Consider the following 14,208-nt stretch of genomic DNA (forward strand, 5'->3'; position numbering starts at 1 on the left):
CATGTCCTGGGGCTACGGCTTCCTGACCAGCCCGAAGGCGCTGGCGAAGCGGGTCATCGCCAGCCGCCGCCCGGCGGTGCGGACGACATCGGTCTGAGCCGGTCCGAGCGCAACACGACAGGGGCGCGCTAGAAGCGGTAGGGCGCGTACACCTCCATGCAGGCTCCCTTGTCGGCGCCGTTGACCGACTCGGTGTCCTTGAGGGGGTCGTTCGCCTTCGGGTCCTGCTTCGGGTAGGTGTCGCCGCTGCGCCAGTCGGCGCCGACCACCAGGGTCAGGCCCTTCACGTCGGACGCCTTGACCGCGCTCGTGGGCAGGCCGAGCGCCGCGGCGACCGACTCGGCGTCCGCCTTGCCCTGGGCGCCCGCGGCCGTGGGGTAGTCGACCTCGCTGGTCGCGGCGGGGGCGCTGGAGCCGGTCGCGACCTTCTTGAAGCCCTTCGCCCTGAGTGCGTCGACCACCGCACTGGCGCGGCCCTTGGCGGGTGCGCGGCCGTCGGTGCCGGTGCCGTTGACCACGCTCACCGCGAGCGAGTCGGGGGCTGCGGCGGCCGGGCCCTTGGAGGCCTCGGGGGTGGCGGGCTTGGGGTCGTCCTTGCGGTCCAGCGGCTTGTCGTCCCGCAGCATCGCCCACAGCGCGTCGGCCTTGGCCGAGTCCGGCACCACGTGCGCGTCCGGGTCCTTGGGGTCGGGCAGGCGCGGCATGGTCAGCATGTTGATGCGGTCCATGGGGATGTCCTTGAGCTCCATGCCCAGGTCGAACAGCTGCTTGAAGCCGAGTTCCGAGGAGACCTTGAGCGCCTTGGTCGCGGTCTCGGCTATGTCCATGAGGCGGCCTGTGTCGGTGAACGCGTTCTGGTCCTTGAGGTTGCGGATCACCGAGTTCATGTACATGTGCTGGGCCTCGGAGCGGCCGATGTCGCTGCCGAAGGCGTGCCGGGTGCGCAGCCACTGCAGGGCCTGCTCGCCCTTCACGGTGTGCTTGCCCGCGGTCAGGTGCAGGTGCGAGCCACCGGGCTGAGCCTTGGTGGGGTGGTCGTCGATGTTCTGCTTCACGCAGACGTCGGCGCCGCCCACGGCGTCCGAGATGGCCACCACACCGGCGAAGTCGACCATCATCCAGTGGTCGATGTAGATACCGGTGAGCTTCTCCCAGGTGTCCAGGACACAGCCCGCCCCGCCGCGGCCGAGAGCCTCGTTGATCACGGTGTTGACGGGCGCGGAGGCCTTCTTCGTCTCCGTGTCCTTGCACGCGGGGATGTCCACCCGGGTGTCGCGCGGGATGCTCACGACCGAGGCGTTCTTGCGGTCGGCGGACACGTGGAGCAGCATCTGCACGTCCGCGTGAGGGTCGCTGCCGCGGCTGTCCTTGGCGCCGCCGAGCTTGACGTTCTCGTCGGAGTTCCGGCTGTCGGACCCGATCAGCAGGATGTTCAGCGGCGTCTGCCCCTGGGCGTTGGGCGCGGTCTTCCTGGCGTCGCTGCCGCCCGCGCTGCGGTCGCCCTTGCGGATGTTGCCGTTGAGGTGCTGGTAGTACAGGTAACCGGCGGTGGCCGTCCCGAGTATGAGCACCGCGAGGGTGATCGCCGACCATCTGAGGACGCGGTGCTTGCGTCTGCCCCGTTTGCGGGGGCCGCCCCTGCGGTGCCCGCTGCCCGCCGCGGCGGGTTCCCCGGGCGTGTCGGAGTCCCCCGCCGCACCGGAGCCACCGGACGCACCGGAGCCGCCCGGCGCACGGGACGCCCCGCTCCCGCCGGGCTCCCCGGACTTCTCCTCGTTCGCCGCGGACCCGCCGGACGCGCCGGACGCGCCGTTCTCGTACAGGCTCTCGTCCCAGCCGAGTTCGCCCGCATGCTCGACGCGTCCGTGCGTCCCCTCCCCGCGCACGCTGTTCCCGCCCACCCCGATACCCCCCTGTTGTTCAGACTCCCCCTGGGCCCGGCGGGCCCGTGAGTCCATTACTTGGCGCACACCGACTTGTCGGCTTCGACCTTCTGAATGCCCTCCGGTGCCTTGGCCGGAGCGGCGATGGGTGTTCCCGCCTGCTTGAAGTCGGGGCCGAGGGTCAGCACCATCGGCTCCTTGCCCACGGCGTCCTTCGTGCCCGGCTTCAGTGCCGAGGCGCCCAGTCCGAGCAGATCCGCGAGCTTGCGGGCCTGGTCGGCCTGGTTCGGTGCGTAGGCCAGGACCGTGGCGGGCACCTTCGCGGGCGCGTTCGAGCCGTTGCTCGACTTGAGCACGCCCTGCTGGTTCTGCATCCAGGTGACCACGTCGCCCGCCGAACCCGCCGCCGCGCCGCCGTTGAGGACGGTGACCCGTACGTCGGAAGCCTGGGCGCGGGGGCCGTTGAGGCGGGCGGCCTCTTCGGCGGCGGCCGCGTTCTTGGCGTCCGCCTCCTTCTTCTTCACCTCGGTGAGCGAGGTGTCGGCCCGCATCATCGCGAACAGCGCGTCGGCCTTGGTCGGGTCGGGCACCACCGTGATGTGCTTCTTCCCCTCGGCCGGGTTGTCGATGACCGGCAGCGTGGTGAAGGTGATGTTCTTCGCGTCGATCTTGCCGATCACCTGGGCGAGGTCGGTCAGCTTCTTGATGCTTCCTATCCCCGAGTCGACCGTCAGGGCCTTGGTCGCCGCGTCCGCGAGGCCGTACATCTTGGTCGGGCTGCCCAGGGTGTCGTCCGACTTCATCTGGCGGATCATCGAACTCAGGAACTGCTGCTGCTGCTTGATCCGGGAGAGGTCGCTCTCGTCGCCGAAGCTGTGCCGCGTCCGTACGAACGCGAGGGCCTGCTCGCCCTTGACGACGCTCTCACCGGCCGGGAGCTTCAGATGCGACTTGGGGTCGTTCACCGGCTTGGCGAGACAGACCTTGACGCCGCCGACGGCCGTGGACAGCTCCTTGACGGCGTTGAAGTCGGCCATCATGAAGTGGTCGACGTTGAGCCCGGTGAGCTGCTTGACGGTACGCATCGTGCAGCCCGGGTCGCGGCCCTCCTGGCCCAGGCTGGTGTTGAAGCGCACCTTCTTCTCGCCCCGTATCGTCTTGGTGCTGCCGTCCTTCTGCTTGGTCGGGCAGGCGGGGATGTCGATCACCATGTCGCGCGGGATGGACATCGCGGTCGCGTTGGTCCGGTCCGCCGAGACGTGGAAGAGGATGTTGGTGTCGGCGTGGCCCTCGCTGCCGGCGTCGCCGTACCCCTCGTTGCCCTTGCCCGTGCGCTTGTCCGTGCCGATGACGAGGACGTTGAACGCCCCGTCCGGCACCGAGCTCTTGCTGCCCGCGTCACCGACGTCGACGGTGTTGAGGTTGCCGTTGAAGTGCTGGTACAGCCAGTACGCGCCGCCCGCGCCGACGACGAGCACGAAGCCCATCACGCCGCCCGTCCACAGCAGCACCTTCTTCTTGCGCGCCGCCCTGGGCTTCCGCTTGCGGCGGCCGTCGGGGGACTCGTCGGGGGACCGGTTGGCCCGGCGGTCGCGCTGCCCGGGCACCTCGCGGCGCTTGGGCGATCCCGACCGGCCCGGCTCCTTGCCGGACGCGGTACCGCTCGACGATCGCGGGGGACCGGAATGCGACTGCGCTCCGGAAGGATCCAGTCGCAATTCGTAAGTGCCGGTGTCCGGGTTGAGGACCCACTGGTCTGCGGGGTCGACATCATCGGCCCGCCCACGGCTCTGCGCATCCACGGTTGCTTCTGTCCTCCGTCGGTGCCGAGTCGCTTCCCCCAAAGCGCTCAATCATCTCGCTCCTGCGGTGCGCGGCCCGCTGTGGCCTGTCGCACCGGATCGCGTCACACTATCTGGCCAGTTCGTCCAAGAGCGACGGCCGTGACACATTGCACGCCCTTTACAACCGGGCATTTGACCCCAATTCACTGATGGTCACGCGCATTTCACAGCTCGTCGACACGACCGCCGCCTAGCCGCACATGCCCGAGGCGGCGTTCGTGCCCGAGTAGACGGGTGGCGCGGACGGGCTCGCCGAGGGGCCCGGATCGTCCGGCTTGTCGTCCCCCGGGCCACTTCCGTTCCTGCCGCCCTCCTTCGCCTTCTCGACGTCCGCGGCGGGCGCCACCTTGATCGGCAGGTCCTCGCGCAGCTGCTTGAAGAGCCGGTCCGCGTCCGGCTGCACCAGCTCGTCCCGGTTGCCGTCATAGGCGTACGGCTGACGCGGAACGGTCAGGAAGCGGATGTTCTCGGTCGGGATGCCGCGCACCGAGCGCACCAGGTCGTACAGGTCCTTCAGGGTGTTCAGGCCGGGGTCCGTGGTGAGGGACCTGGTCGCCGCGTCGAGGACCGGGAGGAGCCGGGTCGGGTTGAGCAGCACCCCGTTGCTCTGCACCTTCTTGACGAGCGAACCGAGGAACTGCTGCTGGCGGTCCATGCGTTGGGTGTCGCTGCCGTCCCCGAAGCCGTGCCGGGAGCGGACGAAACCGAGCGCCTGCTCGCCGTGCAGCAGCTGGCGGCCCGCGGGGAGCTTCAGCTGGGCCTGCCGGTCCTCGACGGGCTCCTTCAGGCACACCTCGACGCCGTCCACCGCGTCGACCATGTCCTTGAACCCGCTGAAGTCGACGACCATGTGGTGGTCGATCCGCACCCCGGTCATCTTCTCGACCGTACGGATCGTGCAGGCCGCGCCGCCGAACTCGAACGCCCAGTTGAACTGGGCGAATTGCTCCTTGGTCCGGGTGCCGTCCGGCGTGCCGCAGCCGGGGATGTCGACCATCAGGTCGCGCGGCAGCGAGACGGCGGTGGCGCTGAGCCGGTCGGCGGCCAGGTGCAGCAGGATCGTGGTGTCCGAGCGCTGGCTGCCGCCGTCGTCCCTGCCGTACGAGGAGTTGTCGCCCGCGCGCGAGTCCGAGCCGATGAGCAGCAGGTTCTGCGCGTCGTGCACCATCGAGGCGGGCCGGTCCCGCTCGTACTTGTCCAGCTCGTGCGCGGCGGAGGTGTCCGTCTGGATGTTGCCGTCGAGCTTGCGGTAGAACCACCAGCCGGTCGCGGCGGCCGCGAGCACCACGACGGAGACGCCGAGCGCGGTCCAACGCAGCCATCGGCGGCCGCCCTTGGCGGCGGCGGGCGGCGTGTCCGGTCCGCCGCCGGTGGCCGGAGGTGGCTGCCCGGCCCCGGCCCGGTCCTCCGGTTCGGGGGGCGTGCCAGCACTGTCGGTCACGTCGGCGTCCATCCTCACGGGCCATCACGGATCGGCGGGCGCGCCGCGCCGCCGGGCACTTCGGTAGACGGCCGAATCGCGCGCATGGTTGTGCGTACGGTCGATCATGTACCGCGGGCGCCGCCGGGGCCCGGGGGCCGGGCCCCGACTGGGCCACAAGGGTGGAGGGGGGCGGATCGCCGGAGGCGGCCGCTCAGAGCGCGCGGTGCGTGACGCGCTCGCTCTCGGCCCGCTTCTCCAGCCCGCCGTCGGCCAGTTGGGCCAGGTTGCGGCACAGGACGACCGAACCGCCCGAGGCGAGCGGGGCGTACAGGCCGCTCGCGAGCCCCCGCCAGCTGTCGTACCCGAGCCCGGAGAGCAGCCGCGAACCGGTCCCCAGACCGAGCTCGGCGGCCTCCGCGCGGCCCCGCGCCACCAGGTCGGCGGCGCTCAGGGCGAGCCCCTCGACGTCGAGCGCGTCGGCGTCCGGGTCGAGCGGCACGAACGGCGCGAACCGGTCGCCCTGGCTCGGCACCTCGACGGCGTAGTCCGCGAAGCCGGCCGGCGGCTGCGGGAAGCGGCCGCCGAGCGGGCGCAGCGCGAGCGCGACCCGCTCGCCGGTGCAGGCGCGGGCTTCCTCAAGCGTGTCGGGGCCGCTGACCACGAGGTCGGCCGCGGCCGGGTCGCCGCCGATCTCGACGGCCACGCCCACCGAGTGGCAGGCCATCAGCCACACCGCGCTCTGCCAGTGCGCGGGGAGCAGCAGCGCCAGCCGGTCGCCGGGGGCGGCTGCGAGATCGCCCTGGAGCAGGTTCGCGGTCTTGGCCACCCAATTGGCGAAGGTGGCGACGGACAGTTCCACGCGCTCGCCGGTGGCGTCGTCGTAGAACGTGATGAAGGGGCGGCCCGGGTCCGCGGCGAGCGCGGATCGCAGCAGGTCGGCAGGGGTGCGGTCGCTGGCGTTCACGCGGGCAAGGCTACGCGTCGCGCCCGGGGACCACCGGTGCCGGTGGGCCGGGTGGGTCCACCGGTTGGCCGACGGCCCGTCAGTTCCGCAATGGACAGATTTGTCCAACTATGGCCACGATCGTCAGCATGCGTAGCTTCCTTGCGTCCTCGATCGGAGTCGCCGCCGTCGCGGCCCTCGCCCTCCCTCTCGCGGCCACGTCGCCCGTCGCGGCGTCACCCGCGGCCCCGGCGCCCGCCGCCGAACTCGCCGGTTCCACCCAGTCGCTGCCGCTGGCCCCGCTGCCCGGCGCGGACCGCGCGGCCGGCGGCGCCGCCCAAGAGGGCCTGGCCCAACGGGAGGTGAAGCCGTTCTCCCTGGTCGGCGTGGTCTGGGACGACGTCGGCGACGAACTGCACGGCAGCGTCCAGGTCCGCACCCGGGGCCGCGCGGACGGCACCTGGTCCGGTTGGCAGGACCTGGAGACCCACAACCGCGACCACGCCGCCGACCCGGACACCCCCGAGGCCGCCCGTCCCCTGCACGGCTCCACCGCGCCGCTGTGGGTGGGCGACTCGGACGCCGTGGAGGCCCGGGTGCGGGCCGAGGGCGACGAGGGCGACCCGCTCCCCAAGGGGCTGCGTCTGGACCTCGTCGACCCCGGCGCGGGACCCGACGACGGCGGGGCGGCCGAAGGCGACCGCGCGTTGAGCCCGCCCGACGAGCTGCCCGCCCTGGACCGGGCCGCGACCGGGACGGAGACCGCGGGGGCCGCGCTCCGGGCCCGCCCGTACGTCGGGGCGCGGCCGCGCATCATCACGCGCCGGGGCTGGGGCGCCGACGAGCGGCTGCGCGAGAGCGGCTTCGTCTACACCGGCAGCGTCAAGGTCGCCTTCGTCCACCACACCGCGTCCGGCAACGGATACAGCTGCGCCCAGGCCCCCTCCGTCCTGCGCAGTATCTACCGCTACCACGTGAAGAGCAGCGGCTGGCGGGACATCGGCTACAACTTCGCCGTCGACAAGTGCGGAAACATCTACGAAGGCCGCGCCGGGGGCGTGGCCAAGGCCGTCATGGGCGCGCACACCCTCGGTTTCAACACCAACAGCATGGGCATCGCGGTCCTTGGCACGTACACCAACGCCAACCCGTCGGCCGCCGCCCTCAAGGCCGTCGAGCAGCTCGCGGCCTGGAAGCTCGGTCTGTACGGAGTGAACCCGGCCGGCAAGAGCACGCTCGTCTCGGGCGGCGGCAACCGCTACAAGAAGGGGCGCAGCGTCAGGTTCAACGCCATCTCCGGTCACCGCGACGGCTTCGCCACCGAGTGCCCGGGCGCGCGGCTGTACGGCAGGCTCGGCGCGGCCCGGGTCTCCGCGGCCCACTACCAGGGCCGTCGCTGACCGGGGGGCATGAGCACCGGGACAGTCTGCATACACTGGCCGGCCGGGAGTTCCGCCCCAAGGCGACGGAATCCGAAGGCCGGCCCCAGCAGGAAGCAGAGACGACAGGTGACAGAAGCGATCCTCCTGGTCGGCGGCAAGGGCACGAGGCTGCGCCCGCTCACGGTGAACACCCCCAAGCCGATGGTTCCGGCGGCCGGCGTCCCCTTCCTCACCCACCAGCTGGCCCGGGCCCACGCGGCGGGCGTCGACCACATCGTCCTGGCCACCTCCTATCTGGCCGAGGTGTTCGAGCCGTACTTCGGCGACGGATCCGCGCTCGGCCTCAGCATCGAGTACGTCACGGAGGACGAGCCGCTGGGTACCGGCGGCGCCATCCGCAACGTGGCCTCCCGGCTGCGCTCGGGCCCCGACGAGCCGGTCCTGATCTTCAACGGTGACATCCTGACGGGCCTGGACATCAAGGCGCTGGTGTCGACCCACACGTCCTCGGGGGCGGACGTCTCCCTCCATCTGACCCGGGTCGACGACCCGAGGGCGTTCGGTCTGGTCCCCACCGACCCGACCGGCCGGGTCACGGCCTTCCTGGAGAAGCCCCAGACCCCCGAGGAGATCGTCACCGACCAGATCAACGCGGGGGCGTACGTGTTCCGCCGCTCGGTCATCGACGAGATCCCGGCGGGGCGTCCGGTCTCGGTGGAACGCGAGACCTTCCCCGGCCTGCTGGCGGAGGGCGCCCACCTCCAGGGCATGGTCGACTCCACGTACTGGCTGGACCTCGGCACCCCGCAGGCTTTCGTCCGCGGCTCGGCCGACCTGGTGCTCGGCCGTGCCCCGTCCCCGGCCGTCCCCGGCCGCTGCGGCGACCGCCTCGTCCTGACGACGGCCCAGGTCGCCCCGGACGCGAAGCTCACCGGCGGCACGGTGGTGGGCCACGGGGCGGTGGTGGGCGAGGGCGCGCGGATCTCGGGCAGCACGATCCTGTCCGACGCGGTCGTCGAGCCCGGCGCGGTGATCACGGACTCGCTGGTCGGAGCGGGTGCGCGCATCGGCGCGCGGACGATCCTCGGCGGCGCGGTGATCGGGGACGGGGCGGATGTCGGGGCGGACAACGAGCTTCGGGAGGGTGTGCGGATCTGGTGTGACGCGCGTGTCCCGGCGGCCACGATCCGCTTCTCCTCCGACCAGTAGCCCCACCGCCCCGCACCGGGCGGCCCCGACTTTCCCCCTCCCGCGCGGCCCCGGTTTCCGCCCCTGCCGGGCGGCCCGGCTTCTGCCCCTGGCCGGTCGACTCCGGCCCCCGCCGCTCGCTGGGCGGCCCTGGCCCTCCGCCCCTTGCCGGGCGGGTCCGGCTTCCGCCCTTTGTCTGCGGGCGGTGGACGACTGGTCGCGCAGTTCCCCGCGCCCCTGGGCCCCTTTTCCGCAGGCGATGGACGGCCGGTTGCGCAGTTCCTCGCGCCCCTGGGACGTCGTCCGTCTGCCCACCGTGCGTGGTTGCTCGCGCAGTTCCCCGCGCCCCTGGGCCCCTTTTCCGCAGGCGATGGACGGCCGGTTGCGCAGTTCCTCGCGCCCCTGGGTCCGTTTCGGTCTGCGGACCGTGCGTGGTCGCTCGCGCAGTTCCTCGCGCCCCTGTAGGGGGCCCAGCATGGGCATCTTCAGCCTGTCCGGCGTTTGAGGACGAGCGCCCTTAAGGCGCGATACAGGGTCTGGGGCGGAGCCCCAGGAGTCTTCCTCAGCGCTCCACACCCCGGAGGGTCTCGGGGAGGGGCGGGGTGGGGAGAGGAAAGCCGCGTACCCTCGAAGGGCACCCCCACCCCCAAGGACCACCGTGGCAGGACGATTCACCCCCCGCACCACCGGCCCCCGCATCCCCACCCCCCGCACGGCCGCCGGCAAAACACGGGCATGGACCCCCCGCAGGGGCCCGGTGGACCTGAGCCTGACCCTGGGCCCGCTCAGGCGCGGCCCCGCCGACCCCACCTACCGCACGACCCCCGACGGCTCGGTCTGGCGCACGTCGAGGACCCCCGCGGGCCCCGCCACCCTGAGAGTCGCGGCCCGGCAGGGCACCGCGTACGCCGAGGCGTGGGGCGAGGGCGCGGAGTGGATGCTGGAGCAACTCCCGGCGATGCTGGGGGAGTTGGACGAGCCGGAGGCCTTCACGCCGCGCCACCGCCTCGTCGCGGAGGCCCACCGCAACCGCCCCGGCCTGCGCCTGACCCGCACCGGCCTGGTGCTGGAATCGCTGATCCCCTCGGTCCTGGAGCAGAAGGTCACCACGATCGAGGCGTACCGCGCCTGGCGGCTCCTGGTCCGCAGGCACGGCGAGCCCGCCCCGGGCGCCCCCGAGGGCATGTACGTCATGCCCGACGCCAGGGCCTGGGCGCTGATCCCGTCCTGGGAGTGGCACCGCGCCGGGGTCGACTCCAAGCGCTCGGACACCGTCATGCGCGCGGTAAGGGTGGCCCGCCGCATGGAGGAGGCGGTGGGCATGGACGCCGTGAAGGCCGCCGAGCGGCTCCAGCTCATCCCCGGCATCGGCCCGTGGACCGCCGCCGAAACCCTCCAACGGGCCATCGGCGCGGCCGACTTGGTGACGGTCGGCGACCTCCACCTGCCCGGCATCATCGGCCACGCGCTCGCGGGCAACCGCGACGCCGACGACGCCGAGATGCTGGCCCTGCTCGAACCGTACGCGGGCCAGCGCCACCGGGCCGCCCGGCTGATCCTGCTCAGCGGGCACACCCCGCCGCGCCGGGCCCCGCGCATGCAGCCGCGCGACATCGCGCCGCTGTAGGCGGGGCCGGTCCGACCGGGGTCAGCGCACCTCGATGAACGCGGACGCCTCGCGCGCCGGGCGCTCCTTGGGCGGCTCGGCCGCGTGCCCGACGGCCACCGCCCCCATCGGGTCCCAGTGCGCGGGCAGGTCGAGCACCTCGCGTACGACCTCGCGGCAGAACATCGTCGAGGACACCCAGGCCGAGCCGAGGCGCTCGCCCGCGAGGGCCACCAGGAAGTTCTGCACGCCCGCGCCCGCCGCCACCACGAACATCTCGCGCTCGGCGGCGTCCCGGCGGGCGTCGCCGTAGCTGTGCGAACCGTCCATCACCAGGCAGGGCACCACCAAGTACGGCGCGGCGCGCAGGACTTCGCCGCGCGCCACCCGCTTGGCGATGGACTCCTCGGACTTGCCGTCGCGGCGCAGGTCGGCGATCCAGGCGTCCCGCATGGCGTCGAGCAGCCGGGTGCGGGACCCGGTGGATTCGAGCAGTACGAAGCGCCAGGGCGTCGTGTGGTGTGGGGCCGGGGCGGTGACCGCAGCCGCCACCGCGCGCCGCACCGCGCCCGGATCGACGGGCTCGGCCGTGAAGGCCCGTACCGTACGCCGCTGGGTGACCGCCTCCCGTACCGCCTCGGAGGTGCCCAGGCGGAACATGTCGTCGGCCGAGGCGCGCACCATCTCGCGGGCCGAGCCCTCGCCCGCGAGGTGGCCGAGCCCGCGGACCACGGCGACCGGAAGGCCGCCGGCCTTGCCCTTCACCAGGTCGCCCGCGGCGGCCAGTTCATCGGCGAGCGAGATGACGGTCGCGCTCAGCGGGTTGCCGTGCGCGTCGGTGCCGCCGCGCAGATCGTCGAGGACGCGGACGCCGCTGGCGCCGATCGCCACGTCGGTCAGGCCGTTGCGCCACGGCCGCCCGAAGGTGTCGGTGACGATGACGCCGACCTCCACGCCGAGCGCGTCGCGCAGCCCGGCGCGGATCGCGGCCGCCGAGGCGTCCGGGTCCTCGGGCAGCAACAGCACGGTCCCGGCAGGGGTGTTGGAGGCGTCCACGCCCGCGGCGGCCATGATCAGGCCCTGCCGGTTCTCGACGATGCGCAGGGTGCCGCGCCGCGCCACCACCCGTACCGTCTCGGCGTCTATCGCGGCCTCGCGGTCGGCGGCCTCGGTGATCCGGCCCTCCGCCTTGGAGACGATCTTCGAGGTGACGAGCAGGATGTCGCCGTCGGCGAGGCCGGGCTCGGCCGCCGCGATCAGCTTCGCGAGGTCGTCACCGGGCCGCACCTCCGGCAGGCCCGGCAGGGCCCACACCCGGAAGGAGGGGCTCACGCGCGGACCTCCTCGGCCAGCGTCAGGGCCTCGCGGGCCATCGCGGCCGTCGCGTCCAGGTCCGTCATCATCAGCGGCACGGCGCGGCAGCGGATGCCCGCCTCCTCGACGCGGGCGGCCGCGCCAGTGTCCACGGTGTCGACGAGCCAGCCGTCGAGCAGTCCCGAGCCGTAGTGCTCGGCGACCGCCGCCGCGGTGGACTCCACGCCGACCGCAGCGAGGACCTTGTCGGCCATGCCGCGCACCGGGGCGTCGCCGACGATGGGGGAGAGGCCGACCACCGGCACGCCCGCCTCGGCGATCGCCTCACGGATGCCGGGGACGGCCAGGATGGTGCCGACCGAGACGACCGGGTTGGACGGCGGGAAGAGGATGACGTCGGCCGAGGCGATCGCTTCGAGGACGCCGGGCGCGGGCTTGGCCTGCTCGGCGCCGACCGGCACGACGGCCGCCGCGTCCACGGAGGCCCGCATCTTGACCCAGTACTCCTGGAAGTGGACGGCCTTGCGCTCGCCGTCCACGTCGATCGCCACATGGGTCTCGACGCGGTCGTCGGACATCGGGATGAGACGGACGCCGGGCTGCCAGCGGGCGCAGAGCGCCTCGGTGACGGCGCTCAGCGGATAACCCGCGCCGAGCATCTGCGTACGGACGATGTGGGTCGCGAAGTCGCGGTCGCCGAGCCCGAACCACTCGGGCCCGACCCCGTACGCGGCGAGCTCCTCCTTCACGGCGAACGACTCGTCCGTACGCCCCCAGCCCTGCTCCTCGTTGATGCCCCCGCCCAGGGTGTACATCACGGTGTCGAGGTCGGGGCAGACCTTCAGGCCGAACAGATGGATGTCGTCACCGGTGTTGCCGATGACGGTGATGTCCGCGTCGGGGGCGGCGGACTTCAGACCACGGAGGAAGCGGGCACCACCGATGCCGCCTGCCAGAACCACAATGCGCATGCCGACAGTGTGTCAGGCGAAGCCTGTCCGCCGAGGGGCGGTGGTCGGGGTGGGGGCCTCCCCTGCGGCGTCAGGCGGGGACGACGTCCTGGGTCGCCGGGGTGGAGTTCTGGGTGGCGTGCATCGGCATGTTGGTCAGGCCCGGGTAGTAGACGTGCAGGCTCACGGCCGGTTCGAGGGAGTCGTTGACGACGTCGTGGACGTAGCCCGGCGCGAAGACCCGCTGGGATCCGGCGGTCAGGCTCCGGGTGCCGCGCTCGGTGCGCTCGGTCAGCCCGCCCTCCAGGACGGTCAGTACGCCCGAGGAGGCGCCGTGGTCGTGGGCGCCGCTGCTCTGGCCGGGCACCCAGGAGAGCAGCCAGATCTCGTAACCGGGCCCGGTGCGCAGGCGGTGGTACCAGCGGGACACCGCGTCGTACCGGACGAGGTGGGCCCACTGGGAGCGGTCGGCGGCGATGGCGCGGGCGAGTCCGGCGAACTCGGCGACGGTGCCGGGGTGCTCGCGGGCGGGCTGCAGGAGGTGCTGGACCTCCAGGATGTCACCGGCGATCTGGAGGTCGCTGTGGCTGCTGTTCATGGTGCGGGGGTTCCTCGGCAGAAGTGCTGGGGTGTCGCAGAAGGGGTGTCTCGCGAGACGGCGGCCGCCCGGTGCGGACGCTCGCGACGGAGGCGGCGTCTCGGGGGAGGCGAGGGGAGAAGCTGGATCGCACGTGGCGCGGAAGGTGCGGGATCAACAGCTGGAACAGCGGCAGCGCGCCTGGACAGCGCTGCGGAACCCACGGACGTGGGTCGCTCGGTGCGCTGCGGTCACTGACATGAGATCCAGGAGACCGGGCGGGTGCCCCCCTTGTCAACCCAATGCCCGATTTGGCGGCAATGTTTCACCTCATCCGGTTACTGGGGCGGGAGAAAGGTTTGTGCAGTCGTGGGGCGGGAGATGTGGCGCAGCAACCGCGCAACCAAACGCCGTTGCCTTCTCGTGATCCGAATGTGATCCGGACCGCTTTCCGGGTACGGGTGCAACAAGATCAACACTCGCCTCGTCCTCCTCTGTAGTCGCAGTCGAGCGGGAGATGAGTGGACCGCTTCGGAGAGGCGTCGACGTGAGCCAGTGGCATCTGTCACCTTTTTGGTGATTTGAACACTTTCCGCATAGCCTTGGTTCCGCAGAGTGAATACGGAGCCCAATAGCAGATCTCGGCTTGACTCGCCCGGATCCGCACACTTGTAATTTCACTCGTGTCGTTCGGCCGGATTCGGTAACGGCAACATCACGGGGCAGCAAAGACAGACGAGGGGCGCACATGACCGAGCTGTTTCAGGAACTGCTGGTCGACGAGGCCGAAGAGGAGCTCGGCTGGCAGGAACGGGCACTCTGCGCCCAGACCGACCCCGAATCCTTCTTCCCCGAAAAGGGCGGCTCCACGAGAGAGGCCAAAAAGGTCTGCCTCGCCTGCGAAGTGCGCTCCGAATGCCTTGAGTACGCCCTCGCCAACGACGAGCGGTTCGGTATTTGGGGCGGCCTGTCCGAGCGTGAGCGCCGCCGCCTGAAGAAGGCAGCGGTCTGAGTCCGCTTCCGGACCGAACCAGGTCGCCGTCCGACCCCCGGCGACCACCCCCGGGCGCCCAAACCGCCCAACTCCGTACACAACCA

At 72.0% G+C, this 14,208-nt stretch carries 11 protein-coding genes; 4 read left to right on the forward strand and 7 right to left on the reverse strand.

The window, feature by feature from the left end; genetic code table 11:
• Positions 1-128 precede the first annotated feature (128 nt).
• From DT019_RS37905 to DT019_RS37920, 4 genes are all read right to left on the reverse strand, one after another.
• On the reverse strand, positions 129-1,901 hold the full coding sequence (locus DT019_RS37905; RefSeq protein WP_223279969.1) for an LCP family protein: 1,773 nt from the start codon (positions 1,899-1,901) through the stop codon (positions 129-131).
• Between the two features lie 56 nt (positions 1,902-1,957).
• Positions 1,958-3,685, reverse strand: a complete 1,728-nt coding sequence (locus DT019_RS37910) for an LCP family protein (protein ID WP_114041555.1) — start codon at positions 3,683-3,685, stop codon at positions 1,958-1,960.
• 232 nt (positions 3,686-3,917) lie between these two features.
• Positions 3,918-5,168, reverse strand: a complete 1,251-nt coding sequence (locus tag DT019_RS37915) for an LCP family protein (RefSeq protein ID WP_388982545.1) — start codon at positions 5,166-5,168, stop codon at positions 3,918-3,920.
• Positions 5,169-5,361: 193 nt separating this feature from the next.
• Entirely contained in the window at positions 5,362-6,114 is a 753-nt protein-coding gene (locus DT019_RS37920) for a TIGR03089 family protein (RefSeq protein ID WP_114041557.1), read from the reverse strand.
• A 128-nt stretch (positions 6,115-6,242) separates the two neighbouring features.
• Here DT019_RS37920 and DT019_RS37925 point away from each other — a divergent pair, with 128 nt between their 5' ends.
• The 3 genes from DT019_RS37925 (at position 6,243) to DT019_RS37935 (ending at position 10,290) form a co-directional block, all read left to right on the forward strand.
• Positions 6,243-7,493 (forward strand): peptidoglycan recognition protein, encoded by a 1,251-nt coding sequence (locus DT019_RS37925; RefSeq protein ID WP_114041571.1) that lies wholly within the window; start codon positions 6,243-6,245, stop codon positions 7,491-7,493.
• Between the two features lie 108 nt (positions 7,494-7,601).
• Positions 7,602-8,684 carry an NDP-sugar synthase gene (locus tag DT019_RS37930; RefSeq protein WP_114041558.1) on the forward strand — a complete coding sequence of 361 codons (1,083 nt, stop codon included), beginning with the start codon at positions 7,602-7,604 and terminating at the stop codon, positions 8,682-8,684.
• A 637-nt stretch (positions 8,685-9,321) separates the two neighbouring features.
• Positions 9,322-10,290, forward strand: coding sequence for a DNA-3-methyladenine glycosylase family protein (locus tag DT019_RS37935; RefSeq protein WP_114041559.1), 969 nt, complete (start codon positions 9,322-9,324; stop codon positions 10,288-10,290).
• A 21-nt stretch (positions 10,291-10,311) separates the two neighbouring features.
• On the opposite strand, the gene DT019_RS37940 is transcribed toward DT019_RS37935, so the two are convergent.
• The 3 genes from DT019_RS37940 to DT019_RS37950 all read right to left on the reverse strand — a co-directional run bounded on the left by DT019_RS37940 (position 10,312) and on the right by DT019_RS37950 (position 13,131).
• Positions 10,312-11,601, reverse strand: coding sequence for a coenzyme F420-0:L-glutamate ligase (locus tag DT019_RS37940; protein WP_114041560.1), 1,290 nt, complete (start codon positions 11,599-11,601; stop codon positions 10,312-10,314).
• Positions 11,598-12,554, reverse strand: coding sequence for a 2-phospho-L-lactate transferase (cofD, locus tag DT019_RS37945; protein ID WP_114041561.1), 957 nt, complete (start codon positions 12,552-12,554; stop codon positions 11,598-11,600). The genes DT019_RS37940 and cofD overlap by 4 nt, the downstream gene beginning before the upstream one ends.
• Before the next feature lie 70 nt (positions 12,555-12,624).
• Positions 12,625-13,131 carry a cysteine dioxygenase gene (locus DT019_RS37950; protein ID WP_114041562.1) on the reverse strand — a complete coding sequence of 169 codons (507 nt, stop codon included), beginning with the start codon at positions 13,129-13,131 and terminating at the stop codon, positions 12,625-12,627.
• 727 nt (positions 13,132-13,858) lie between these two features.
• On the opposite strand from DT019_RS37950, the gene DT019_RS37960 reads away from it, so the two are divergent.
• Positions 13,859-14,122 carry a WhiB family transcriptional regulator gene (locus tag DT019_RS37960; RefSeq protein ID WP_053723761.1) on the forward strand — a complete coding sequence of 88 codons (264 nt, stop codon included), beginning with the start codon at positions 13,859-13,861 and terminating at the stop codon, positions 14,120-14,122.
• Positions 14,123-14,208 lie beyond the last annotated feature (86 nt).

The organism is Streptomyces sp. SDr-06, from assembly GCF_003324565.1.
GTDB lineage: Bacteria > Actinomycetota > Actinomycetes > Streptomycetales > Streptomycetaceae > Streptomyces.

Coding starts and splice junctions, on each gene's coding strand:
- DT019_RS37925 (WP_114041571.1), top strand. CDS start 6,243: ATGCGTAGCTTCCTTGCGTCCTCGATCGGAGTCGCCGCCGTCGCGGCC.
- cofD (WP_114041561.1), bottom strand. CDS start 12,554: ATGCGCATTGTGGTTCTGGCAGGCGGCATCGGTGGTGCCCGCTTCCTC.
- DT019_RS37960 (WP_053723761.1), top strand. CDS start 13,859: ATGACCGAGCTGTTTCAGGAACTGCTGGTCGACGAGGCCGAAGAGGAG.
- DT019_RS37950 (WP_114041562.1), bottom strand. CDS start 13,131: ATGAACAGCAGCCACAGCGACCTCCAGATCGCCGGTGACATCCTGGAG.